At 65.8% G+C, this 23,914-nt stretch carries 28 protein-coding genes; 8 read left to right on the top strand and 20 right to left on the bottom strand.

Going from position 1 to position 23,914, the window contains the following annotated elements; translation table 11 throughout:
- The first annotated feature begins 123 nt into the window (after positions 1 to 123).
- From FKQ52_RS07525 to FKQ52_RS07515, 3 genes are all read left to right on the top strand, one after another.
- Complete coding sequence (locus tag FKQ52_RS07525; RefSeq protein WP_141626609.1) at positions 124 to 624, top strand: flavin reductase family protein; 501 nt, start codon at positions 124 to 126, stop codon at positions 622 to 624.
- Positions 624 to 1,493 (top strand): NAD(P)-dependent oxidoreductase, encoded by an 870-nt coding sequence (locus FKQ52_RS07520; RefSeq protein ID WP_141626608.1) that lies wholly within the window; start codon positions 624 to 626, stop codon positions 1,491 to 1,493. The genes FKQ52_RS07525 and FKQ52_RS07520 overlap by 1 nt, the downstream gene beginning before the upstream one ends.
- Before the next feature lie 237 nt (positions 1,494 to 1,730).
- A complete protein-coding gene (locus FKQ52_RS07515) occupies positions 1,731 to 1,913 on the top strand; it encodes a DUF3606 domain-containing protein (RefSeq protein ID WP_141626607.1) in 183 nt (60 codons plus the stop codon).
- An 18-nt stretch (positions 1,914 to 1,931) separates the two neighbouring features.
- Here FKQ52_RS07515 and lpdA read toward each other — a convergent pair whose 3' ends face one another.
- The 15 genes from lpdA to lipA all read right to left on the bottom strand — a co-directional run bounded on the left by lpdA (position 1,932) and on the right by lipA (position 14,413).
- Entirely contained in the window at positions 1,932 to 3,338 is a 1,407-nt protein-coding gene (lpdA, locus tag FKQ52_RS07510; RefSeq protein WP_141626606.1) for a dihydrolipoyl dehydrogenase, read from the bottom strand.
- 2 nt (positions 3,339 to 3,340) lie between these two features.
- The gene (locus FKQ52_RS07505) at positions 3,341 to 3,820 is read right to left on the bottom strand and encodes a glutathione peroxidase (protein WP_141626605.1); all 480 of its coding nucleotides are present in this window, start codon (positions 3,818 to 3,820) and stop codon (positions 3,341 to 3,343) included.
- A 14-nt stretch (positions 3,821 to 3,834) separates the two neighbouring features.
- Positions 3,835 to 5,109 (bottom strand): pyruvate dehydrogenase complex dihydrolipoamide acetyltransferase, encoded by a 1,275-nt coding sequence (locus FKQ52_RS07500; protein WP_141626604.1) that lies wholly within the window; start codon positions 5,107 to 5,109, stop codon positions 3,835 to 3,837.
- Entirely contained in the window at positions 5,106 to 5,423 is a 318-nt protein-coding gene (locus FKQ52_RS07495) for a DUF5076 domain-containing protein (protein WP_141626603.1), read from the bottom strand. Before FKQ52_RS07495 ends, FKQ52_RS07500 begins: the two co-directional genes overlap by 4 nt.
- Entirely contained in the window at positions 5,420 to 6,811 is a 1,392-nt protein-coding gene (locus tag FKQ52_RS07490) for a pyruvate dehydrogenase complex E1 component subunit beta (RefSeq protein ID WP_141626602.1), read from the bottom strand. Before FKQ52_RS07490 ends, FKQ52_RS07495 begins: the two co-directional genes overlap by 4 nt.
- A 3-nt stretch (positions 6,812 to 6,814) precedes the next feature.
- Positions 6,815 to 7,834, bottom strand: coding sequence for a pyruvate dehydrogenase (acetyl-transferring) E1 component subunit alpha (pdhA, locus tag FKQ52_RS07485; protein ID WP_141626601.1), 1,020 nt, complete (start codon positions 7,832 to 7,834; stop codon positions 6,815 to 6,817).
- Positions 7,835 to 7,948: 114 nt separating this feature from the next.
- Positions 7,949 to 8,278: a septum formation initiator family protein gene (locus FKQ52_RS07480; protein ID WP_168196810.1), complete on the bottom strand. Its 330-nt coding sequence runs from the start codon at positions 8,276 to 8,278 to the stop codon at positions 7,949 to 7,951.
- A 113-nt stretch (positions 8,279 to 8,391) separates the two neighbouring features.
- Positions 8,392 to 9,669: a phosphopyruvate hydratase gene (eno, locus tag FKQ52_RS07475; protein WP_141626600.1), complete on the bottom strand. Its 1,278-nt coding sequence runs from the start codon at positions 9,667 to 9,669 to the stop codon at positions 8,392 to 8,394.
- A 91-nt stretch (positions 9,670 to 9,760) separates the two neighbouring features.
- Positions 9,761 to 10,375 carry a hypothetical protein gene (locus FKQ52_RS07470; protein WP_141626599.1) on the bottom strand — a complete coding sequence of 205 codons (615 nt, stop codon included), beginning with the start codon at positions 10,373 to 10,375 and terminating at the stop codon, positions 9,761 to 9,763.
- Between the two features lie 109 nt (positions 10,376 to 10,484).
- Positions 10,485 to 10,667: a 50S ribosomal protein L32 gene (gene rpmF / locus FKQ52_RS07465; protein WP_141626598.1), complete on the bottom strand. Its 183-nt coding sequence runs from the start codon at positions 10,665 to 10,667 to the stop codon at positions 10,485 to 10,487.
- 125 nt (positions 10,668 to 10,792) lie between these two features.
- On the bottom strand, positions 10,793 to 11,311 hold the full coding sequence (locus FKQ52_RS07460) for a GNAT family N-acetyltransferase (protein WP_141626597.1): 519 nt from the start codon (positions 11,309 to 11,311) through the stop codon (positions 10,793 to 10,795).
- A gap of 41 nt (positions 11,312 to 11,352) precedes the next feature.
- On the bottom strand, positions 11,353 to 11,886 hold the full coding sequence (locus FKQ52_RS07455; protein WP_240811774.1) for a GNAT family N-acetyltransferase: 534 nt from the start codon (positions 11,884 to 11,886) through the stop codon (positions 11,353 to 11,355).
- The gene (locus tag FKQ52_RS07450; RefSeq protein ID WP_141626596.1) at positions 11,879 to 12,991 is read right to left on the bottom strand and encodes an NAD(P)/FAD-dependent oxidoreductase; all 1,113 of its coding nucleotides are present in this window, start codon (positions 12,989 to 12,991) and stop codon (positions 11,879 to 11,881) included. Before FKQ52_RS07450 ends, FKQ52_RS07455 begins: the two co-directional genes overlap by 8 nt.
- A complete protein-coding gene (locus FKQ52_RS07445) occupies positions 12,988 to 13,443 on the bottom strand; it encodes a type II toxin-antitoxin system RatA family toxin (RefSeq protein WP_141626595.1) in 456 nt (151 codons plus the stop codon). Before FKQ52_RS07445 ends, FKQ52_RS07450 begins: the two co-directional genes overlap by 4 nt.
- 7 nt (positions 13,444 to 13,450) lie before the next feature.
- Positions 13,451 to 14,413, bottom strand: a complete 963-nt coding sequence (gene lipA / locus FKQ52_RS07440; protein WP_141626594.1) for a lipoyl synthase — start codon at positions 14,411 to 14,413, stop codon at positions 13,451 to 13,453.
- Between the two features lie 176 nt (positions 14,414 to 14,589).
- Here lipA and FKQ52_RS07435 point away from each other — a divergent pair, with 176 nt between their 5' ends.
- Both FKQ52_RS07435 and FKQ52_RS07430 read left to right on the top strand, forming a co-directional pair.
- The gene (locus FKQ52_RS07435) at positions 14,590 to 16,143 is read left to right on the top strand and encodes an AMP-binding protein (RefSeq protein ID WP_141626593.1); all 1,554 of its coding nucleotides are present in this window, start codon (positions 14,590 to 14,592) and stop codon (positions 16,141 to 16,143) included.
- A 78-nt stretch (positions 16,144 to 16,221) separates the two neighbouring features.
- A complete protein-coding gene (locus tag FKQ52_RS07430; protein WP_141626592.1) occupies positions 16,222 to 16,620 on the top strand; it encodes a DoxX family protein in 399 nt (132 codons plus the stop codon).
- Here FKQ52_RS07430 and ygiD read toward each other — a convergent pair whose 3' ends face one another.
- From ygiD to FKQ52_RS07410, 4 genes are all read right to left on the bottom strand, one after another.
- Positions 16,621 to 17,376 (bottom strand): 4,5-DOPA dioxygenase extradiol, encoded by a 756-nt coding sequence (gene ygiD / locus FKQ52_RS07425; protein WP_141626591.1) that lies wholly within the window; start codon positions 17,374 to 17,376, stop codon positions 16,621 to 16,623.
- A gap of 4 nt (positions 17,377 to 17,380) precedes the next feature.
- Entirely contained in the window at positions 17,381 to 17,983 is a 603-nt protein-coding gene (gene wrbA, locus FKQ52_RS07420; protein ID WP_141626590.1) for an NAD(P)H:quinone oxidoreductase, read from the bottom strand.
- A gap of 84 nt (positions 17,984 to 18,067) precedes the next feature.
- Positions 18,068 to 18,523, bottom strand: coding sequence for a hypothetical protein (locus FKQ52_RS07415; protein WP_141626589.1), 456 nt, complete (start codon positions 18,521 to 18,523; stop codon positions 18,068 to 18,070).
- Positions 18,523 to 19,422, bottom strand: a complete 900-nt coding sequence (locus tag FKQ52_RS07410) for a D-alanyl-D-alanine carboxypeptidase family protein (protein ID WP_240811773.1) — start codon at positions 19,420 to 19,422, stop codon at positions 18,523 to 18,525. The genes FKQ52_RS07415 and FKQ52_RS07410 overlap by 1 nt, the downstream gene beginning before the upstream one ends.
- 122 nt (positions 19,423 to 19,544) lie before the next feature.
- Between FKQ52_RS07410 and FKQ52_RS07405 the strand changes: the two genes are divergently transcribed.
- The 3 genes from FKQ52_RS07405 to FKQ52_RS07395 are packed head-to-tail and all read left to right on the top strand — an operon-like array spanning position 19,545 to position 22,263.
- Positions 19,545 to 20,915, top strand: a complete 1,371-nt coding sequence (locus FKQ52_RS07405) for an MFS transporter (RefSeq protein WP_141626588.1) — start codon at positions 19,545 to 19,547, stop codon at positions 20,913 to 20,915.
- Positions 20,916 to 20,929: 14 nt separating this feature from the next.
- Complete coding sequence (gene mazG / locus FKQ52_RS07400) at positions 20,930 to 21,718, top strand: nucleoside triphosphate pyrophosphohydrolase (protein ID WP_141626587.1); 789 nt, start codon at positions 20,930 to 20,932, stop codon at positions 21,716 to 21,718.
- Positions 21,715 to 22,263 (top strand): DUF1643 domain-containing protein, encoded by a 549-nt coding sequence (locus FKQ52_RS07395; protein WP_141626586.1) that lies wholly within the window; start codon positions 21,715 to 21,717, stop codon positions 22,261 to 22,263. Before mazG ends, FKQ52_RS07395 begins: the two co-directional genes overlap by 4 nt.
- Here FKQ52_RS07395 and FKQ52_RS07390 read toward each other — a convergent pair.
- Complete coding sequence (locus FKQ52_RS07390; RefSeq protein WP_141626585.1) at positions 22,260 to 23,897, bottom strand: Na+/H+ antiporter; 1,638 nt, start codon at positions 23,895 to 23,897, stop codon at positions 22,260 to 22,262. The two genes, FKQ52_RS07395 and FKQ52_RS07390, sit on opposite strands and share 4 nt — an antisense overlap.
- Between the last annotated feature and the right edge of the window lie 17 nt (positions 23,898 to 23,914).

The raw sequence follows: 23,914 nt of genomic DNA, 5'->3' as shown, positions 1-23,914 counted from the left end.
GAGGGGCCTTCAGCGCGCGAAACTGTCCGAACATGGGACAACAGGGTTAAGGCGACGTTTCCCATATTCGATCTCACGCACACCGCGCTTGTTTTGCCGCGCCGGGGACCGTAGGTCCGTCTGGTGACGCTCGAACCGCCGCCCGAACATCCAACCGATGAAACCCGCGCCTACCGCCGGGCGCTGGGCTCATTCGCGACCGGCGTCTGCGTCGTGACGGCCGACAGCCCGCAGGGGCCGCTGGGCCTGACCATCAACTCCTTCACCTCGGTCTCGCTGGAACCGCGCCTGCTGCTGTGGTGCATCGACGAGCGCTCGGAACGGTGGCCGGTCTTCGCCGCCGCCGACCGTTTCGCCGTGCACATCCTGCCGGCCGAGGACCTGGACAAGGCGGTGCGCTTCGCCCGCGGCGTCGCCTTGCTGGAACCGCATGAGTTCGAACGCCGCCCCGACGGCCCGCCGTGCCTGCCGGAGGCGCTGGCCCGGTTCGAATGCGCGGTGCACGACCGGATCCAGATGGGCGACCACATGGTCATCGTCGGCCGCGTCGAAGCCTGGTCGACCGCCGAAGGCGACGCCCTGACCTTCTGGCGCGGCCGCTACGGGTCACTGGGAGCAGACTGATGAAGGCCGCTTTCGCAGGCCTCGGCGTCATGGGCGCCCCGATGGCGCGCCACCTGATCAAGGCCGGTTATCCGGTCACCGGCTACAACCGCTCGCCGGACAAGGCCCGCGCCTGGGCCGAAGCGAACGGCGGCGCCTTCGCGGCGACCGTGGCCGAAGCCGCCAAAGCCGCCGAGCTGTTTATCCTGTGCGTCGGCAATGACGACGATGTCCGTCAGGTCGTGACCGAGGCCCTGCCGCATCTGGCGACAGGCGCGGTGATCATCGACCACACCACGACTTCGGCGAAGGTGGCGCGCGAAATGGCGGCGCTGGCGGCGGGGCAGGGGGCCTTCTTCATCGACGCCCCTGTCTCCGGTGGTCAGGCCGGCGCCGAGAACGGCCAGCTCAGCGTCATGGCCGGTGGCGATGCAGCGGCTCTGGCGCGGGTTGAGACCGCCTTGATGAGCTACTCGAAGGCCATCAAACACATGGGGCCGTCCGGCGCCGGCCAGTTAACCAAGATGGCCAACCAGATCTGCATCGCCGGCGTCGTTCAGGGTCTGGCCGAGGCCGTGCATTTCGCCCAGTCGGCTGATCTGGACACCGACGCCGTGCTGGACGCCATCTCCAAGGGTGCGGCCCAGTCGTGGCAGATGGAAAACCGCTGGAAGACCATGGCCAGGGGCGAGTTCGATTTCGGCTTCGCCGTCGACTGGATGCGCAAGGATCTGGGCCTGGTGCTGGACGAAGCCCGCGCCAACGGCAGCCATCTGGCCCTGACGGCGCTGGTCGATCAGTTCTATTCCGAGGTCCAGGCCATGGGCGGCGCCCGCTGGGACACCTCAAGCCTCGCAGCGCGTCTGCAGGATCGCAAGCCGAAGGGCTGAACGCATCCTCTCTGTTCGAGAGAGAAAATCGCGACAAATCATTGAAAAGTCGTCTCAGGCTGCATAGCGACACAAAACCAGCCACATCTCATTTCGCATAATATATCTTAGGCGATTAAACGGACTGCAGTTTGAGACAGCCCTGCTTCTCCGGCCGACATCCCCCCCGGGTCGCGTGAGAAACTTCACTGAGGCTCAGCATCAGCGTAAGCCTGTCCGCCCAACAGAGGTGCGAACATGGCGGGTCTGAAAGACAAGCGCGGCTTTATCGACAAGGACCGGATCGACCTGTCCGAGCGACAGTCCGTCGAATACTGGATGAAGCGCTGGGGCGTCACTCGTGACCAGATCACCACGGCCCACCGCAAGGTCGGCCGGATGACCAGGGACATCGCGGCGGAGCTGGGGAAGAAGCGCTGACGCCCTTCCCCGTCAGCATCACATGTGCAGCATGCGGCCGTAGGCGTCGAGCTGGGCCTCATGCATGGCCTCCGACATGGTCGGGTGCGGATAAACGATGCCGTGCATGTCCTCTTCCGTCGCTTCCATGGTGATGGCGGTGACGTAGCCCTGGATCATCTCGGTGACTTCGTGACCGATCATGTGGGCGCCGATCAGGGCGCCGGTCTTCGCATCGAAGATGGTCTTCACGAAGCCCTCGGTCTCGCCGGCGGCCACGGCCTTGCCGTTCACCTTGAACGGGAAGCGGCCGACCTTGACCTCCCGCTTCTCGGCGCGGGCAGCCTGCTCGGTCACGCCGACAGAGGCGACCTGCGGCTGGGTGTAGGTGCAGCCCGCGATCGGCGAGACGACGTTCGGAGTCTTGAAACCGGCGATGTATTCGGCGGCGTGGATGCCCTCGTGCGAGGCCTTGTGCGCCAGCCAGGGCGCGCCGGCGCAGTCGCCGATGGCGAAAACGCCCTTCACATTGGTCTGGCAGTGGCTGTCGATCTTGATGTGGCCGCGGTCCAGTTCGACGCCCAGGGCCTCCAGACCGATGCCGTCCGTATTGGCGGTGATGCCCACAGCCGAGATGCAGACCTCGGCTTCAAGCGCCTCGGCCTTGCCGCCGATCTCGACATCGACCTTCACACCCGAGGCGGCTTTGGAAACCTTGGTCACCTTGGCGCCGACGCGGAATTTGATACCGCGCTTCTCCAGCGCCCGTTGGGCGGCCTTGGAGATCTCCTCGTCCTCGACCGGCATGATGCGGTCAACCGCTTCCACAACCGTAACTTCCGAGCCCAAGGCACGGTAGAAGCTGGCGAATTCCAGACCAATGGCGCCCGAGCCGATGACCACGAAGGTCTTGGGCAGTTTCTTCGGCGCCAGGGCGTCGCGATAGGCCCAGATCTTGTCGCCATCAGCTTCCAGACCGATCTGCGGCAAGGCGCGGGCGCGGGCGCCGACGGCCAGCATGACGTTCTTCGCCTCGACGGTGCGCGAACCGCCGGCCTTCAGGGCCACGACGACCTTCGGCGTTCCTGCGGCCTTCTCCAGCTTGGCCGTGCCCTCGATCACCTCGACCTTGTGCTTCTTCATCAGGAAGGCGACGCCCTTGTTCATCGTCGCCGCGACGCCGCGCGAGCGCTGGATGATGGCGTCGAAGTCGAACGACGCACCGGTCGCCGACAGGCCGTATTCCTTCAGGTGCGACAGGCTCTCGTACTTCTCACCGGACTTCAGCAGGGCCTTGGTCGGGATACAACCCCAGTTCAGGCAGATGCCGCCCAGCGACTCGCGCTCGACGATGGCGACCTTCTGGCCCAGTTGCGAGGCGCGGATGGCGGCGACGTAGCCGCCCGGGCCCGAACCGATGATGACGAGATCGAATTCAGCAGCCATGGTCAGATCAACTTCTCAATGTCGGCCTTGATGGCCCGGGGTTCGACCTGGGGCGCGTAGCGGGCGACCACCCTGCCCTCCCGGTCGGTCAGGAATTTGGTGAAGTTCCACTTCACATTACGCGAGCCCAGCAGGCCCTTCTTCTGGCGGGTCAACCAGTCGAAGAGTGGGTGCCGGTTAGGACCGTTGACCTCGATCTTGTCGAACATCGGAAAATCGACGCCGTAGGTCGTGGAACAGAAGCTGGCGATTTCATCCGCCCTCCCCGGCTCCTGCGCCCCGAACTGGTTGCAGGGAAACCCCAGCACCGCGAAGGGCCGGCCGGCCAGTTCGCGGGACAAGGCCTCGAGCCCGGCGTATTGCGGGGTGTAGCCGCAGCGCGAGGCGACGTTGACGATCAGCAGGGCCTTCCCCGCGAACCGGGACAACGGAACCTCGGTCCCGTCGATCCCGGTGGCGGTGAAGTCATAGACCGAGGTCATGCCCTGCCCTCGCTCTACGCCAGCATCGTTACGGGATCTTCGATCAACGGCTTGAACGCCTGCAGGAAGCGGGCGCCCGTCGCGCCGTCGACGACGCGGTGATCGCAGGTCATCGTCACCGTCATGACAGTAGCGACGGCCAGTTGGCCGTTCTTGACGACCGGACGTTGCTCGCCCGCGCCGACGCTCATGATCGCGCCTTGCGGCTCGTTGATGATCGACGAGAACTGCTTGATGCCGAACATGCCCAGATTGGACACCGAGAAGGTGCCGCCCTGGAACTCTTCCGGCTTCAGCTTGCGGTCGCGGGCGCGCTTGGCCAGGTCCTTGGACTCGGTGGCGATCTGCGACAGCGACTTCAGCTCGGCCTTGCGGATGATCGGGGTGATCAGGCCGCCGTCGATCGCCACAGCCATCGCCACATCGGCGTTGTGGTGCATGGCGATGCCTTCCGGCGTGTAGCTGGCGTTGGCTTCCGGCACCGCCTTCAGGGCCATGGCGGCGGCCTTGATGACGAAGTCGTTGACCGAGACCTTCACGCCGTCCTTCTCGAGCAGCGCATTGATCTTCGCGCGGGCCGCCAGCAGGGCGTCCAGCTCGACATCGATGAACAGCGGGAAGTGCGGCACCTGCTGGATCGATTCGACCATGCGCCGGGCGATGGCCTTCTTCATGCCGTCCAGCGGGATCAGGTCATAGCTGCCGTCCGGAATGCCCATCTGGGCCAGCGACTGGACGGGACGCGAAGCGATGCCCGAAGCGGCAGTCGTCGCCGGAGCGGACTTGGCGCCGCCCTTGCCTGCAGACTCGACGTCACGCTTGACGATACGGCCATGCGGGCCGGTGCCCTTGACCGACGACAGGTCCAAACCCGCCTGGGCCGCCAGACGGCGAGCCAGCGGCGAGGCGAACAGACGTCCGCCGTCAGCAGCCTTGGCGGCCGGAGCCGGAGCCGCGGCGGCCTTCGGAGCCTCGGCCTTGGCGGCTTCAGCCTTCGGCGTCTCAGCAGCCTTCGGTGCGTCAGCCTTGGGCGCAGGCGCGGCAGCGCCGCCCTCGTCCTTCAGGCGGGCGATCGGCGTGTTGACCTTCACGCCCTCGGTCCCTTCGGCCACGAGGATGTCGGTGATCTCGCCCTCGTCCACGGCCTCGACTTCCATCGTGGCCTTGTCGGTTTCGATCTCGGCGATGACATCACCGGCCTTGACCACATCCCCGGCCTTCACGTGCCACTTGGAGAGAACGCCCTCCTCCATGGTCGGAGACAGGGCGGGCATCAGGATGTCGGTCATTGCACACCTCGCGACGGCGCAACCGACTCGGTGACGGTCTGTACGTTGTTGGCCTTGATGGTGTCGCTCAGCCCCTGAAGGATGCGGTTGTACGCCTCCTTCTCATTGTGGCCGTGACGCACGGCATAGCCGTGGGCCATGTGCCGGGCTGCGATGGCCAGCAGTTGGCCGAACTGGGCCGGATCGTTGAAGGCGGGCTTCACCGACATGACCGGCTCCCCCTTGGACCACCACATGCGGATGATCTCGACGGCTTCCGCGTCCTCGGCAACGCTGTCCGGGGTGCTCAGCGCGAATTCGTTGGGTTCGCTCATGCCATCACCTGCTTCACGGCCTTGATGATCTTGTCCACGCCCGGCAGCGAGAGGGCTTCCAGATTGGCGGCATAGGGCAGCGGCACGTCTTCCTGGTGCACGCGCAGCGGCGGCGCGTCGAGGTAGTCGAACGCATGCTCGATCACCCGGGCCACGACCTCGGCGCCGACGCCCATCGGACCCCAGCCCTCTTCGGCCGAGACCAGACGGTTGGTCTTCTTGACGCTGTTGACGATGGTCTCGTGGTCCAGCGGACGCAGGGTGCGCAGGTCGACGACCTCGACCGAGATACCTTCGCCCGCCAGTTGCTCGGCGGCCTGAAGGGCGAAACCGACCATGCGGCTGTGCGCCGTGATGGTGACGTCCGTGCCCTCGCGGCGGACCTTGGCCTTGCCGATGGGCAGGACATAGTCCTCGACTTCCGGCACGTCGAACTCAAGGCCGTACATCATCTCGTGCTCGAGGAAGACGACCGGGTTCGGGTCGCGGATGGCCGCCTTCAGCAGCCCCTTGGCGTCAGCGGCGTCGTACGGCGCGATGACCTTCAGGCCCGGGACCTGCGCGTACCAGGCCGAATAGTCCTGACTGTGCTGGGCCGCCACGCGCGACGCGGCGCCGTTCGGGCCGCGGAAGACGATCGGCGCCTTGATCTGACCGCCCGACATATACAGCGTCTTGGCGGCCGAGTTGATGATGTGGTCGATCGCCTGCATCGCGAAGTTGAACGTCATGAACTCGACGATCGGCTTCAGCCCCGCCATGGCGGCGCCGACGCCGAGGCCGGCGAAGCCGTGCTCGGTGATCGGGGTATCGACGACGCGCTGGTCACCGAACTCCTGCAACAGCTCGCGGCTGACCTTGTAGGCGCCCTGGTACTGGGCGACTTCCTCGCCGATCAGGAAGACCTTGTCGTCCCGGCGCATTTCCTCGGCCATCGCGTCGCGCAGGGCGTCGCGGATGGTGGTCTTGACCACCTTGGCGTCGGCCGGGATTTCCGGATCCTTCAGCTCGACCGTCGGAACAGCAGTGACGGGGGCGGCCTTCTTCTCCGGCTCGCCGGAGGCGTCGGAGGCCGTATCCCGTTTATCCGTCGTCGCACTTTCCGTAGCCGAATTCGCAGTCGAATCCGTCTTCGAAATCGTCGGCGCGTCCTCGCCCGCCAGACGGGCGATCGGGGTGTTGACCTTCACGTTCTCGGAGCCTTCGGCGACGAGGATTTCGAGCACTTCGCCCTCGTCCACCGCCTCGACTTCCATCGTGGCCTTGTCGGTTTCGATCTCGGCGATCACCTGACCTGCGGAAACGACGTCTCCGGCCTTGATGTGCCATTTGGTCAGCGTGCCCTCTTCCATCGTGGGGGACAGCGCCGGCATCAGAATGTCGGTCACGGATCAGGCCTCCACGTAGACGTCAGTGTAGAGCTCGGACGGATCGGGCTCCGGGCTCTCTTGGGCGAATTGAACAGCTTCGGCGACGATCGCCTTGATCTCGTTGTCGATGGCCTTCAGCTCATCTTCGGTCGCCTTGGCCTGCTCGAGCAGCATCTTGACGTGATCGATCGGGTCGCGGGTCTTCTTGACCTCATCAACCTCTTCCTTGGTGCGGTACTTGGCCGGGTCCGACATCGAGTGCCCCCGGTAGCGATAGGTCTTCACCTCAAGGATGAACGGGCCGCCGCCCTCGCGGGCACGCTTTACCGCGCGGGCCACCGCGTCGCGGACCGCGAGCACATCCATGCCGTCAACCTGCTCACCCGGGATGCCGAAGCTGGCCCCGCGGTTATACAGCTCGGTCGTGGACGAGGAGCGCTCGATGCTCGTGCCCATGGCGTACTGGTTGTTCTCGATGATGTAGATGGCCGGCAGCTTCCACAGCTGGGCCATGTTGAAGCTCTCGTACACCTGACCCTGGTTCGAGGCGCCATCGCCGAAATAGACAAAGGCCACAGAGTCGTCGCCGCGGTACTTGCCGGCAAAGGCCAGGCCCGTGCCGAGCGCCACCTGGGCGCCGACGATGCCGTGGCCGCCATAGAAGCCGGTCGGCACGTCGAACATGTGCATCGAGCCGCCCTTGCCCTTGGACGAGCCGCCGATACGGCCGGTCAGTTCGGCCATGACTTCCTTCGGGTCCATGCCGGCGGCCAGCATGTGGCCGTGGTCACGGTATCCGGTGATGATCTTGTCGTGGCCCGGCTTGACGCTCTCCTGAACGCCCACCGCCACCGCCTCCTGGCCGATGTACAGGTGGCAGAAGCCGCCGATCAGACCCATGCCGTAGAGTTGCCCCGCACGCTCCTCGAAACGGCGGATCAGGACCATCTCGCGGTAGAACCGCAGGAGGTCCTCTTTCGAGGCCGTCGGGGTGTTGGGAAGTTTCCTTGATTCAGCCTTCGCGGCGGGGGCTTTCGCCATCCGTGATCTCCCGGTGGGACCCCGCTAGGCAGGGACGCTTGTCGTTACGGAAAGGGGCTTTAGCAGCCTTCGATCCAGAAACGCAAAGCGACCCTGTGAAGCTGTAACCAAAGTTCACGAGTTATGCGGCTTGACGTTCCGGGCAGCCGGAGCCGTCACACGGATCACGTAGTCGCGAGGGTCCGCAAAGCCCAGAACCGCCCGGGCGCGCTCTTCGAGCAGGTCACGCGAAAGACTGCCGTTCCGCAGATAGCGAACGCGCACTTCCAGATCCTGCTTTTGCTCAAGAATATCGGCCAGTTGGGCCTCACGGCGCACCAGCAGATCATCGCGCTCGCCGCCACTCAGCAAACCCCGCTCGCCCGTAAGGGCCTGAACGCCCAGATAGGCGATCAGCAAAAGCAGGACACATGAGGGGACGTAGGGCTTCATCCGTTCAGGCATTCGACCGCTCCTTCTGAGCGCAAACTCGCAGTCAACGAGTTATGACCGAAAAGCCCTAACGAACCGTAGCTTGGCCGTAGAATCTACGGCCGTCGCCACGCCATCCGCGACCTCTATTTCAGCAACATGCCGCCACCGAAATAGTCGGCCTGATCGCCCAGCATCTCCTCGATTCGCAGAAGCTGGTTGTACTTGGCCGTCCGGTCCGAGCGCGCCAGCGAGCCGGTCTTGATCTGACCGCAGTTGGTGGCGACCGCCAGGTCGGCGATAGTCGAATCCTCCGTCTCGCCCGAGCGGTGGCTCATGACGGCGGTGTAGCCGGCGCGATGAGCCATATCGACCGCATCCAGTGTCTCCGAAAGCGTGCCGATCTGATTGACCTTGATCAGGATCGAGTTGGCGAGACCCTCGCCGATACCGGCGGCCAGACGGGCCGGATTGGTCACGAACAGGTCGTCGCCGACGATCTGCACGCGGTCGCCCAGACGATCGGTCAAAATCTTCCAGCCGTCGAAATCATCCTCGGCGCAACCATCCTCGATCGAAACGATGGGGAAGCGCTCGCACAGGTCAGCCAGGTAACCAACCATGCCGTCGGCATCGAAGGTCTTCCCCTCGCCCGCCATGACATACTTGCCGTCCTTGAAGAACTCGGTCGCCGCGACGTCGAGGCCGAGATGGAAGTCCTCGCCGGCCAGATAGCCCGCCGATTGACCGGCCTTGGTGATGAACTCCAGCGCGGCTTCGGCCGACAGCAGATTCGGGGCGAAACCGCCCTCGTCGCCGACGTTGGTGTTGTGACCCGCGTCCTTGAGGGCCTTCTTCAGCGCGTGGAAGATTTCGGCGCCCATGCGCAGGGCTTCCGAGAAGTCCTCAGCGCCGGTCGGCAGGATCATGAACTCCTGGATGTCGATCGGGTTATCAGCGTGCGCGCCGCCGTTGATGATGTTCATCATCGGAGTCGGCAAAACGCGGGCCGAGACGCCGCCCAGATAACGGTACAGCGGCAGGTTCGACGAGATGGCGCTGGCCTTGGCGCAGGCCAGCGAAACGCCCAGAATGGCGTTGGCGCCGAGGCGCGCCTTGTTCTGCGTGCCGTCCAGACCGATCAGGGTCTCGTCAATGCGGCGCTGGTCTTCCGCATCCATGCCCGACAGGGCGTCGAAGATTTCGCCGTTCACGGCGTCTACGGCCTTCTGGACACCCTTGCCGCCCCAGAGGTCCTTGTCGCCGTCACGCAGTTCCACGGCCTCGTGGGCGCCGGTCGATGCGCCGGACGGCACCGCGGCACGGCCGAAGCTGCCATCCTCCAGCACCACATCCACTTCCACCGTCGGATTGCCCCGGCTGTCGAGGATCTGGCGGGCGACGATTTCAGCGATGTCGGTCATGGCGGGCTCTGCTTGCAGGAGGTCTGTCTCTCTCCGCGTTTAGCCCGCCCGAGGGCGACGGGGCAAGGAAAGAGCCCTGCCCCGCTCCCGGTCAGGCACAGCCCTCAACGTACTGGATGGACGGACCACCGGCGGCGATCGAGGCGACCTTGCCGTCCTTGCCGATCTCGAACACCATACCGCGCGCTGCCGGGTCCTCGACATAGGTGTTCAGCAGGCGGCCATTTCCGGGCCAGGTCGTCAGATAGCCGGCCGGCGCTTCGACGTATTTGTGAGGACTGAAGGCGGCGGCGCTGCCGTAGTTCGCCTTCAACCGCTCCGCGTCGTCACCGATGCCGTAACCTTCCTGCGTTTTCACGGGCGAACCGCGAACCAGCCAGATGCTCGTCAGCACGCCGCGCTCCAGCATGACCTGCAGCCCTTCCGGCGCCCGGGCGGGATGGAAGATGTCGCAAGCGTCCGGATCTGCGCCACCAACGGCATTCGGGTTGGCGTCCGGCCCAAGAGCCGCTTCGACCTCGGCGCGGGTCATGCCGATCCGCAGCGGACCGAAGCCATTCGCGGTGAGCACATCAGCGCCGACGGGCGGGGTCGGCGTCTGCGACGCGGGAGCCGGAGCGGGTTCAGGCGCGGCGGCGGGCTCCTGCGGGGCATTGCAGGCGGCGACAGCCAGAGCAGCGGCGGTCAGCAGAAGTCGGCGGATCATAAAGGCCTCCAGGGGGTTTCCTGGAGCCATAAACGCACGAAAACGGCGCGCGATGACCTCGCGCGCCGTTAAAATCTTTCATCCGACCGAAGCCGGCGACCTCAGAAGACTAGTCTTCCTTCGGCGTCAGAACCTGACGGCCGCGGTAGGTGCCGGTCTTCAGGTCAATGTGGTGCGGGCGCTTCAGCTCGCCGGTGTCCTTGTCCTCGACGTAGGAGTTGGTCCCCAGGGCGTCGTGGGCGCGGCGCATGTTGCGACGCGAGGGCGATACTTTGCGCTTCGGAACGGCCATGTCCGTCTCAATCTTCTGGTCGGGCGCCGATGAGGGCGCGAAAACAATAGCGGCGGCCCCATGTCCCTGAAAAAAGGGGGAGCCGCCTTGCGAGCGCGGGCTTATGCATGAACCCGCTGGCGATTTCAAGTCTCGGAACGACGAGCCCAGTCCGTTCGCGAAAGCGACAGATAAACACTGTCCTTCCACACCCCGCCCACATTCACCGTCGCGGCCTCGAAGCCTGTCCGCCGGAAGCCCAGCTTTTCCAGCAAACGCAGGGACGGCGCATTCTCCGGGTCGACGTCCGCAACGGCCTCATCGAATTCCGTCAACGCGAACATGCGATCAAGCACCGCCGTGATCGCTTCGGTCGCCAATCCCTGTCCCCAGTGATCCGGATGCAGAATGTAGCCGATTTCCGGCGGGCGCCAGAACCCTGCCTTGCCGATCACCACGCCATCTCGCTCGATCAGCAGGTCCAGACCCGAATCATTTCCCGCGATCATGCTATCCAGCCAGACGGCGGTCGTTTCAGGCGACTCGTGGGGTGGCGTGGACCACCACCGGGTCGCCTCCGGCTGCGACAACACCGCGTGAACCGCCGCAAGATCTTCGGAACGGGCCGGGCGGAGCCTCAGTCGGGGCGTGACGATATCCATCATCCGCGAATTCAGGCTCGCCCTTCGTGCTGTCAATCCCGTCGTCAGACGCTGAGGTGTCGTTCCATCACGATAAAGCTCAGGTCATCCCGCTTCGGCAGGCCAAACCGTGTGTCTCCATAGGGGAAAGGCAAGGTCTCACCGGTCGCCGTGTAGCCCAGCCTCTGGTACCAGGCGATCAGGGCGACCCTTTGCGGGATGACCGAGATGCGGACACGTTGCGCGGCGAACCTCTCGGCCATGGTGTGCTCAGCGGTCGCGATCAGGCGTCGCCCCAGCCCGGCGTTCTGAAGCTTCGGCCTGACCGAAAGCATGCCGAAATAGCCGACCCCTGCCTCGCGTCGCGCAATCAGGATACAGCCCACAAGGGTATCGCCGTCCCATGCCGTCAGCAGGCCCTGGTCCGGATCGGAGAGAATGGAGGCCAGCTCCTCGGCGTCGGTGCGTTGGCCGTCCAGCAGGTCCGCCTCGGTCGTCCAGCCCGCGCGCGAAGCCTCACCGCGATAGGCGCTCTCGATCAGGGCATGGAGGGCGGGAATATCCGAAGCGACCGCATCCCGGATCATCAGTTCAGTCACGCGTCACCCTGTCCGCCACGGCCTCGCCGATCGCCAGCGAACTGGTCAGGCCCGGGCTCTCGATGCCGAACAGAGCCACCAGACCGTCGATGCCATGGTCCTCACGGTCGCGCAGCTGGAAGTCCGGCTGCGGCTCGCCCTTGCCATGCAGTTTGGGCCGGATGCCGGCGTAGTCGGGGGTCAGCCCGCCCTCCGGCAGACCGGGCCAGAACCGCCGGATGTAGTGTTCGAACTCCGACGCCTTGGACGGATCGACCGAATAGTCCTCGGTCTCGACATAGACGAGGTCCGGTCCAAACACCGCCTGTCCGCCCAGATCCTTGCGGTAGTGGGTGCCCAGCGCGCCGGGAATGGGCGGCGGATAGACCAGTCGTTCAAACGGCGCCTTGCCGGTCAGGCGGAAATAGACTCCCTTGCCGAAATGCCCCTTGGGGATGCGGTCCGCCGGATAGCCTTCGATGCGGGCCGCCACAGCCTGCGCGCCCAGACCCGGCGCGGTCACAAGCAGGCCTGTGGTCAGGGCCGCCCCGCCCTCCCCGCCCGCGACGATCCGGAAGCCGCCACCCGGCAGAGGCTCGGCACGCTCGAACGGAGTGGACAACACCACCGATCCACCCTCGTCCTCGATCTCGCCTTGCAAGGCCAGCATATAGTCATGACTGGCGAACAGGCCGCTCTCCGGCGACAGGATGGCCGCATGGGCGTTCAGTCCCGGCTCCATGGCCCGCGCCTGCGCGCCGGTCAGGTGCTCCAGTCCCTCGACGCCATTGGCGGTGGCCTGCTGGAAGATGGTCTCGATCCGCTCGACCTCGGCCTCTTCGGTCGCCACGACCAGCTTGCCGCATTTGCGATAGTCGACCTTGTGGCTGTCCAGAAAGGCGTAGAGCGCCCGCCGCCCCTCGACACAGAACCGCGCCTTCAGCGAGCCCGTAGGATAATAGAGCCCGCCGTGGATGACCTCGCTGTTGCGCGAAGAGACGCCCTGACCGATGTGCGGTTCCTTCTCAAGCACCAGCACCGACAGCCCCCGCTTCGCCAGCGCGCGGCCGCACGCCAGACCGACCGCGCCGGCCCCCACTACCGTCGCGTCGAAGTCAAAGCTCATGCCTGCTGCCCGTACCTGCGCGCCGCCTCGGCCTCAAAGCTGCTCATCAGGGCCGAGACCGCGCGGTCGAAGTTCGCCTGCAGCATGCCGTTGAGGAGCGGATTGGCAAAGGCGAAGTCGATCATGAACTCGACCCGCGTCCCCTTTTCGTCAGGGAAGAACTGCCAGCGGTTCTTCAGGTGCCGGAACGGCCCCCGCAACAGGCCGACCTCAACCATAGGCGCATTGCGGTCATGCCGAACCCACGTCGAGAAACGCTCGGTCAGGAAGGAAAAGCCGACCGACGCCTCCGCATCCACCACGGTCACGCCGGGTCGCTCCTCACGCGGGTTCCACACCCGCATGCCGGTCACCCACTTCACGAAGGCCGGATAGGCCTTCACATCCGCCACCAGCTCGGCGAGCTGATCCGGCTGATAAGGCAGGATTTTCGTAACGCGGTGAACGGCCAAGCGGGGCTCAGCGCCCAGTCTGAGCCAGACGCGCCGCCTTCAGCCGGGCGAAGTCGTCGCCCGCATGGTGGGAGCTGCGGGTCAGCGGGCTGGCGGACACCATCAGGAAGCCCTTGGCGCGTGCGATCGCCTCATAGGCCTTGAACTCTTCCGGAGTGACAAACCGTTCGATGGCCGCATGCTTGCGGGTCGGCTGCAGGTACTGGCCGATGGTGATGAAGTCGACTCCGGCGGACCGCATATCGTCCATCACCTGCATGACCTCTTCCTTGGTCTCGCCCAGGCCGACCATGATGCCGGACTTGGTGAACTGGTTGGGGTCGCGCTCCTTGACCATCTGCAGCAGACGCAGCGAGTGGAAGTAGCGGGCGCCCGGCCTGATCTTCAGATACAGGCGCGGAACGGTCTCGAGGTTGTGATTGAAGACGTCAGGCTTGGCGTCGATCATCACCGCCGCCGCCCCGTCCTTGCGCAGGAAGTCGGGCGTCAGAATCTCGATGGTGGTGTCAGGGGCCTGAATACGAATCTGACGCACCACTTCAGCAAAGTGGGCGGCGCCGCCGTCAGACACGTCGTCGCGGTCCACCGAGGTGATGACGACGTGGTTCAGGCCCATCTGGGAGACGGCCAGACCGACCTTGCCCGGCTCTTCCGGGTCCAGCGGTTGCGGCAGCCCGGTCTTCACATTGCAGAAGGCGCAGGCCCGCGTGCAGGTGTCGCCCATGATCATGAGCGTGGCGTGCTTCTGGCTCCAGCACTCACCGATGTTCGGGCAGGCCGCCTCTTCACAGACCGTCACCAGCCCCTTGGAGCGGACGATGTCCTTGGTCGCATTGTACTGGCCTGACCCGGGCGCTTTCACCCGAAGCCAATCCGGCTTTTTCAGAACAGCCGTTTCCGGACGGTTCTGCTTTTCCGGGTGACGCAGTTCGGACGGCGTCTTCTTCAACGTGTCGATCAGGGTGACCAAGGCGGGCTCGGGCTCCGGAGGCTTGAAGGCGGTATGTCGTATTTCCGCGCGGCGAAGGCAAGGCGCGAGGGAACCTCACGCAAGGTAACGCATCTTTTCATTGGAAGCGCCCCGCACTAGTTTCCCCGGTTCAAAAGCACGGGCGCGGGCACAACGCGTCGACGGAGGACTGAGTTTTGCGCGTACCGCTTGAAGCCACGATCGGCGAAGAAGGCATTTTCGACGCCCTGATCGCCGCGCGCGAGACCTTTGGCGACAAGGAAATCCTGGAGGACCAGGACCGCAAGCCCCTCACCTACACCGGCCTGATCCGCGCCGCCTTCGTGCTCGGCCGCAAGATCGCGGCGATGACAGCGCTGGAAGAGCGTGTCGGCATCCTGTTGCCGTCGAGCATGGGCGTGGTGGTCACCTTCTACGGCCTGCACGCGCACGGCCGGGTGCCGGTGATGATCAACTTCACGGCGGGTGAGCGGAACATCAAGGCGGCGCTGGCCGCCGCAGGCGTAAAGAAGGTCCTGACGGCCCGCCGCTTCATCCAGCAGGCCAAGCTGGAAGAGCTGATCGCCGACATCGAGACTGCCGCCGAGATCGTCTGGCTGGACGACGTGCGCGCCACCATCGGCCTGCAGGACAAGCTGTACGGCCTCGCGGCTGGAATGATGCCCAGGCGCTTCCGCGTGAAGACCGATCCGTCGGGTCCGGGCGTGGTGCTGTTCACCTCCGGCAGCTTCGGCGCGCCGAAAGGCGTGGTGCTGAGCCAGTCCAATCTGGTCGCCAACTGCCGTCAGGTGGCCCAGCACATCAACCTGAAGCCGGAGTGGGTGATGTTCAACCCGCTGCCGACCTTCCACTGCTTCGGCCTGACCGGCGGCGTCCTGTTGCCCCTGCTGCAGGGGATGAAGGCCTTCCAGTATCCCTCCCCGCTGCACGCCAAGCAGATCGTCGAATTGATCCCGCAGGTGAAGGCCTCGATCCTGTTCGCGACGGACACCTTCCTGAACCAGTACGCCCGCGTGGCGGGACCCGACGACTTCGACAGCCTGCAGTTCGTCGTCGCCGGGGCCGAACGGGTGCGCGATGAAACCCACCACCTGTTCAACACCCGCTTCCACGGTCTGAAACTGCTGGAAGGCTATGGCGCAACCGAAGCGGCGCCGGTGGTGGCCGTGAATCATCCGGACCGCAACCGTCCCGGCTCGGTCGGCCAGATCCTGCCCGGCATGGAATGGCGGCTGGACGAGGTCCCCGGCATCGCCGAAGGCGGTCGTCTCTACCTGCGCGGCCCGAATGTGATGGAAGGCTATCTGTCGCCTGAAGACCCGCGCAAGATCGAGCCGCTGGAGAACGGCTGGCACGACACGGGCGACATCGTCGCCATTGATGACGAAGGCTACATCGAGATCCTCGGCCGGGTGAAGCGCTTCGCCAAGATCGGTGGCGAGATGGTCTCCCTGACCGCCGTCGAGGGGCTGGCCAGCGCGGTCTGGCCCGACGCCCGTCACGCTGTCGTCTCGATCCCCGATAGCCGCAAGGGCGAGAAGCTGGTGTTGGTCACCGACCGCAAGGACGCCGATGTCGCCAGCATGACCGAATGGGCGCGCGAGCACGGCGCGCCTGAGTTGGCCGTGCCGAAGAAGATCCTGCGCGTCGATGACGTGCCGGTGCTGGGAACAGGCAAGACTGACTATGTCGCCATCCAGCAGATGGCCGAACTCGACAAGGCCGCCTGACCCCGGCCACGCAGAACATTGTGCGACGGGCCGACTCCGGCCCACAGTGCCCACCTCTGACAAGAGAGGGAGGGTTTCATGTTCAACAAACTGTCTGCGTACCAACCGCAGTTGCTCAGCGTTCTGCGTATCGCGGCGGGGCTGATGTTCCTCTGCCACGGCACCGCCAAGGTGCTGGGCTTCCCGGCCGTGCCGGACGTACCCGCGCCGGGCCTCAGCCTCGCCGGCCTCTCGGGCCCATTGGAACTGGTCTTCGGCGCCCTGCTGGTGCTGGGCCTGTTCACCCGTCCGGTCGCCTTCCTGGCGTCCGGTTTCTGCGCCGTCGGCTATTGGCTTGTCCACGCCAAGAGCGGCGCGTTCCCGATCCTGAACGGTGGCGAGACCATCGCCCTGTATTGCTTCGTCTGGCTGTTCTTCGCCGCGGCGGGCGCCGGCCCGTGGTCGGTCGACGCCGCCATGCAGAAGAAGGGCGGCTGATCAGCCGATACGAACCCCTGTCATCGAGATTGATCCACCCTCGATGACGTCGTTGAAGAAGCTCACATCGTCGCCCGGCGCGCGCTGGGCGGCGATGTAGAGCAGCGGGAGATAATGCTCATCCGTCGGCACGCTCAGCTGGGCGTCCTCGGCCAGATTGACCCAGTCGATCAGGGCGTCGTCATCTCCGCGCATGAAGGCGGCCTTCACCGCCTCATTGAAGTGACCGGCCCACCCGTAGGGCTCGCCGCCAGCACGCTTCCAAGTCCGCAGGTTGTGCACGAAATCACCGGACCCGGCGATGATGACACCCTCGTCCCGCAACGGCGCCAGCCGCTTGGCGAGATCATAGTGTTCCCGCGGGGTCAGCCGACGGTTCAGCGAAAGCTGCACGACCGGTACATCGGCCTCGGGCCACACGTGGGCCAGAACGGACCATGTACCGTGATCCAGCCCCCATTGATCGGTCTGGACGGCCCCGGTCAGCTCCGACACCCGCGCGGCGAGGTCCGGCGATCCCGGCGCCGGATACTGCATCGCATGCAGTTCAGCAGGGAAGCCGCCGAAATCATGGATGGTTTCCGGTTTGGCCTGCGCCGTCACGCCCAGCCCGCCGGTTTCCCAGTGAGCCGAGATCATGACCACGCCCTTCGGCTTGCCCACAGCCTCGCCCAGAGCACGCCAGGCGTCCGCATAGGGACCGCCCAGAGCATTCATCGGAGAGCCGTGCCCGAAGAAGATCGCCGGCTGGCGCATTGTCTTACCCGTGCAGCTTCTTCGCCAGTTCGGCAATGTGCTTGCCCTGGAACCGGGCGCCGCCCAGTTCAATCTCGCTCGGCTGACGCGAACCGTCGCCGGCGGTGATCGTGGTGGCGCCGTAGGGAGACCCGCCCTCGACCGAGTCCAGCGTCATCATGGCCTGATAGGAATAGGGCAGACCCACCACCGGCATGCCGTGGTGCATGAAGAAGTTGTGCAGGCCCTGGAAGGTCGTTTCCTGACCGCCGTGCTGGGTGGCGCTGGCGGTGAAAGCGCCGCCCACCTTCCCGATCAGCGCGCCGGTGAACCAGAGCCCGCCGGCCTGATCCAGAAAGGCCCGCATCTGCGACGCGGCCGAACCGAAACGGGTGCCGGCGCCGATGATGATTGCGTCATAGTCCTTCAGGTCGTCGATCCTGGCGATCGGAGCCTTCTGGTCGAGCTTGTAGTGCGAGGCCTTGGCCAGTTCTTCCGGCACGGTTTCCGGCACGCGCTTGATATCGACAGTCACGCCTTCGACCGAGCCCGCGCCTTCAGCGACGGCTTCAGCCATGGTTTCGATATGGCCATAGGTCGAATGATAGAGAACCAGAACGCGGGCCATCGGCCATCTCCTGAAAGACATAAGCAACAGTTGCAGTGCTTATTTCGGATGATGCGGGCGCCCGCGCAAGAGGCTGAAGCAAATTCAGTGGTGATGAATGGGACAAACCCGGTCGTAGAAGGCCTTGTCCGCGGGCGCGCCCAACCCATGCGACAGACGGAACCGGTGCTCGATCACCATGGCCTGCTGTTCGATGTTGAGATGGTCCCAGTCACAGTCGTCGGCAAGGGGATAGGCATAGCTGGCGTCGCTGTCGCCCGCCCGCAGCTTGGCGGTCAGCAGGTTCACGCCTCGCTGGGCCTGCCACACATGAGTGAGCTCATGGATGAAGGTCGACTGAAGCTTCAGCGGCGCTGTCGACAGATCGGCCACCAAGGTCGCCTTGGGCCAGACGATCCAGTCCCGCCCGAACCAGCGACCCGGCACGAAGGCGCGATCAAAAGGCCAGGGCGACGGCAGGAAGCGGATCGGCGGATAGTCCAGCGTCTCCCCGAACGCCTCGCGGGCCAGTTCGATCTCGCCGGGCGTCAACGGGCGCATCAGGTCGGTGGAGGCGGCCCGACATAGCCGCCGGTCGGACTGACCCACTCCCAATGCCAAGGCTCGTAAACATAGGGTACGAAGCCGAAACGCCCGGCGTTCTTCACCAGCCACCGGTAGGTCTCGGTCCGGGTCATGTGCAGGCGGCTGACCGCCGAGGTGTTGTCGACGCCCAGCCCCTCGATCTGGCCGACGTAGAGATCTACCGCAGTACCGGTGCGATGCGGGGAACAGGCGGCGCGACGCAGGCCGTCGCAATTGCCCTGCTGGGCGCAGCGGGCGGCGTCGGCCTCGGGGTCGCGGAAGCCGGAGAATATCTGCAGCAACTCGGGATTGGCGGCCACCTCGGGCACTTCCGCGCGAGCGGCGGCGACCAACTCGCGATAGGCCTCCAGCACATCACGACGCAGCAGGCGGGTCAGTCGGTCGGCGTGTTCCTCAGACTCAACGAGGTAGCCCAGCTGGTACAGCGGTGGCGGATCCGGACACGGCTGCTGATTGACCCGTGCCATGATGAAAGGCCGCCGTTCCTGCCAGACACCCCGGAAGACCTGGAACGTCGCCACGTCGAACCAGCCGGTGGCGGGCAGGCCGTGACTGTACTGGAACTCGGCCAGCACGCGGGCGAAGCGCGGCGAGGTCGGCGCGCAGTCGGTGGCGAGCTCCTTCTGGATCAGCGGCAGATAGGTCTCCCATCCGAACTCCCGCGCGCTGAACGGGGCCCATTCCATTCGCTGGAAGGATATGCCGTTGGCGAAGGCCGGCGCGGCCCAGTCAACCGCATCCACGTCACAGGCTTCGCCGCCACGGGTCTGCGCGGACGCGGCTTCAGCCATGCCGAGCCCCGTCGCGAGCGCGACGCAGGCCATCAGCTTCGACAGGAATACGCCCCGGATCATGAGGCGATGGTGGCCCGGAGACTGTGTTCGCCGCAAGGCCTGTCGGAGCGCTCGCGCGCGGGCGGCAAAGGCGGCATGGTGGGCGAGACGGTCGACTCGGGACCGTTGCTCCGGACCCGTCCATGACCGTCGCCGCCCAAACCACCACGCCGCAGCGGCGCTCCAATGCCGTGCTGGCCGCCTTCTCGACCGTCTGCCTGCCGCTGGCGGCGTTCGGCGTGGCCCTGCCCGTCACCCTGCCGGAGTTCTATGCGACCTTCGTCAAGCTGGAGCTGGGCGTGGTCGCGACGATGTTCATGGCCGTGCGCCTGATCGACATCACCTTCGACCCCTTCATCGGCTGGGCGATGGACCGGACGAAGACCCGGTTCGGCCGCTATCGTCCGTGGATGGTCGCCTCGACGCCGATCCTGATGCTGGCCGCCCTGATGATGTTCGTGATGGTCCAGCCGGGCGCGGGTGCGGGCTATCTCTTCGGCTGGCTGTTGGTGCTGTACCTCGGCTTCTCGATCGCCACCCTCGGACAGCTCGGCTGGGCCTCGGTGCTGGCGCCGGAGTACGACCAGCGCAGCCGGGTCTACGGCTGGTGGCAGGTGTTCAACATCATCGGGGTGATCGCCATCCTGATTCTGCCCACGGTGGTGATCCAGCTCAGGATCGGCGATTACGCCGACGGCGTGCGGATCATGGGCTGGGCGATCCTGATCTTCCTGCCGGTCACCATGGGGCTGGCGCTTCTGGTGGTGCCCGAGCCGGTCAATACGGGAGCCGCGCCGCATGGAGGACCGGGCGCCTACCTGAGCCTGTTCAAACGCAAGGCGGTCCGCAAGCTGCTGTTCGCCGACGTCCTGCTTGGTGTCGCACCGGGCATCACCGGCTCGCTGCTGTTCTTCTTCTTCGGCCAGATCAAGGGCTACGGGCACACCGAGGCCTCGCTGTTCATGCTGCTGTACTTCGTCGCCGGACTGGTCGGCGCGCCGTTCTGGGCATGGCTGGCGACGCGGGTCGGCAAGGACAAGGCGCTGGCCATCGCCAGCCTGGCCTTCGCGGCCCTCTATATCGGCGCGACGCTTGTGCCCGGCGGCAATTTCGCCCTGACGGCGGTCGTGATGTTCCTCGCGGGCCTGCCCTATGCGGCGGGGCTGTTCCTGCTGCGCGCCATGATGGCGGACGTGGGCGACGAGGTGCGGCTGGAGACCGGCGTTGACCGGACGGGTCTGATGTTCTCCATCCTGTCCGCCACCACCAAGATCGGCCATGTGGTCGCCCTCATCCCCTACCTGATCCTGCAATGGGTGGGCTTCAAGGCCATCCCGCCGACGGGGGGCAATAGCGAGTTCTCGCTGATCGCCCTGCAGGTGCTCTTCATCCTGCTGCCCGGGCTGCTGCTGGCGGCGGCGGCGCTGGTGCTGAAGAACTATCCCCTCACCCCCGCCCGCCATGACGAGATCCGCAAGGCGCTTGAAGCCCGCGACGCCAATCCGACGACCTGAGCAAGCCTGAACTGATGACCACCCCTATCGACCGCCTGAACGCCATCATGGCCCGCCTGCGCGCCCCCGTGGGCGGCTGCCCGTGGGACCTCGAGCAGACCTTCGAGACCATCGCCCCCTATACGCTCGAGGAGGCCTATGAGGTCGCCGACGCCATCGAGCGCAAGGACTGGACCGAGTTGAAGTCCGAGCTGGGCGACCTGCTGTTCCAGGTGGTTTTCCACGCCCGCATGGCCGAAGAGCAGGGGCTGTTCGTCTTCGACGACGTGGCCAACGCCATCGCCGACAAGCTGGAGCGCCGCCATCCGCATGTCTTCGGCGATGAGGCGGCCAAGGCGGACGGCGTGGCCCAGAAGGCCCGCTGGGAGGACATCAAGGCCGCCGAGCGAAAGGCCAAGGCCCAGCACGGGGTGCTTGACGACGTGCCCGTCGGCCTGCCCGCCCTCGCCCGCGCCGCCAAGCTGACCAAGCGGGCGGCCCGCGTCGGCTTCGACTGGCCCTCGACCGATGAGGTCTTCGACAAGCTCCATGAGGAAGTCGCCGAACTGCGGGCCGAGATCGCCGCGGGCGATCTGGACAAGGCGAAGGGCGAGATCGGCGACCTGCTGTTCGTTGTCGCCAACCTGGCCCGCAAGCTGGGGGTCGAGCCCGAGGACGCCTTGCGGGGGTCGAACGCCAAGTTCGTGCGCCGCTTTGGCTTCATCGAGGCGGAGCTGGCCAAGGCGGGCAAAACGCCTGAGCAATCGGACCTCGCCGAGATGGACGGCCTGTGGGACGCGGCCAAGGTCGCGGAGCGGGCATGACCGCGGACAAGCACGACCCGGGCGGCAAGGTCCGGCTGGCCCTGATGCCCGGCGTCAACGGCGACGCGATCTTCAGCGCCGACGGGCGGTATCGCCAGCTGATGCGACGCTGGCTGGGGCCGGTGTTCCCGGATCGCTACATCCTGTTCATCGGCATGAACCCCTCGACGGCGGACGCCACGGTCAACGACCCCACCTGCGCCCGCGAATGGACCTTCGCCCAGCGCGAGGGCTTCGACGCCATGGTCAAGGCCAACGTCGGCGACTACCGGGCGACCGACCCCAAGATGCTGCTGGCCCCGGGGGTCGAGGCCTCCTCGCCCGACAACCTGCCCGCCATCCGCAAGGCGGCGGCGGGGGCCGGGCTGGTGGTCCTGTGCCACGGCAAGCTGAACAAGGCGCTGGCCCCGGCGGGCAAGGCCCTGATCGAGGCCCTGCGCGAGGACGGCATTCCCCTGTGGTGCCTCGGGACCAATGGCGACGGCAGCCCTAAGCACCCGCTCTACCTGCGGGCTGATACGCCCCTGAGGCCCTTCGAAGCTTAGCTATATCTTAGCTCCTGCAGGTCGATCTCGCGGATCAGTTTCCTGGCCGTGACCTCGTCGATCTCGCGGCTGCGGGCGAGTCGGCGGAGTTCTTCCCGTTCGGCGTTCAGGCCGACGATGCGCAGGCGCCGCTCCACCTCGTCGCCGAGGCGGGCCAGTTCGACGTCGTCGTCGTCGGTGCGGGTCCGGCTCTCGATGCGGTGACGGTAGAACTCCATCAGACGGCTGGCGACATCGCTGTAGAGATCGGGATTGGACTTGCCCTCGGCCATGTCGTGGGAGGCGTCTTCAATGGCGATCAGGGCCGCCTGCGCAGCGGTGACCCGGCCATGGTCCTCCTCGCGCTGGTGTGAAGGCTCGGGCGGCAGTTCGACGCCCTTCAGCAGCTTCGGCAGGGCGATGGTCGCGACGACCAGCGAGACGATGATGACCGAGGCGGCCAGGAAGATCGCCAGGGTGCGGGCCGGCATGGGCGTGCCGTCGTCCAGCGCGAAGGGGACGGTCAGGATACCGGCCAGCGTGATCGCCCCGCGCACACCGGCCAGCGACATGACGGCGGTCAGGCGCAGGCCGACCTTGGGCGGCGGCCCCGACCGGCGTCTGCGGAACAGGGTCAGGCGCAGGGAGGTCCACACCCAGATGAAGCGGAGCGCCGCCAGCGCCGCGAAGGTGGCGGCGACATAGACCGCCAGCCACCAGACCTCGGGGCGGCTGGTCCCGGCCACGATCTCGGCCGAGCGGGACAGGATCGACGGCATCTGTTCGCCGAGGATGACGAAGATCATGCCGTTGGCGACGAACTGGACCGTATCCCAGACCACGGCGCGGCGGATGCGAGTCATGGCCAGCGACTGGCCCCGCGCCCCGCCCCGCTCGGTGAAGCTCATGGTCACGCCCGCCGCGACGGCGGCGAGGATGCCGGAGGCGTGGAGTTCCTCGGCCACCAGATAGGCCGCAAACGGGATCAGCAGGCTGATGAGGATCTGGGCGCCGACGTCTTCACCCCAGCGGCGGCTGATCCAGCCCTTGACGGTGCTGATGACCAGGGTGACGCCGACGCCTGCCGCGACCCCGGCCAGGGCCAGCCACATGAAGCTGCCGATCGCCTGCGTCAGGACGAAGGTCCCGGTCGAGGCGGCGACGATGGCCAGCCGCATGGCGGTCAGGCCGGTGGCGTCGTTGAGCAGGGACTCGCCTTCGAGGATGTGCATCAGACGTTTGGGGATCGGCGCGCGGGCGGCGATGGCCTGCACCGCGATGGGATCGGTCGGCGACAGGATGGCGGCCAGTGCGAAAGCCACCGCCAACGGCATCTCGGGGATCATCCACCAGAGCAGGAAGCCCAGACCGACAACGGTGAAGATCACCAGCCCCAGCGCCAGTTCGAGAATGACGGCCCGGTCGCGGACCAGCGCCTCCTTGGGGATGCGCCAGCCGTCGAGGAACAGCAGTGGCGGCAGGAAGAGCAGGAAGAAAATGTCCGGCTCGAGGTCCACCGTCTGGCCGGTGACCAGAACGATGCCGGCCCCCAGCCCGATCTGGACCAGCGGCAGGGCGATGCGGGTGATGCGGGCGATAGACCCCGACACCACCACGGCCAGAAGCAGCAGAAGTGTGGTTTCGATCAGATGCACCGCACCGCCTCAAGCAC

The sequence above is a fragment of the Brevundimonas sp. M20 genome (assembly GCF_006547065.1).
Lineage (GTDB): Bacteria > Pseudomonadota > Alphaproteobacteria > Caulobacterales > Caulobacteraceae > Brevundimonas.
Note: the sequence above shows the minus strand (reverse complement) of the source record. Positions and strands in the feature narration are given on the sequence as shown.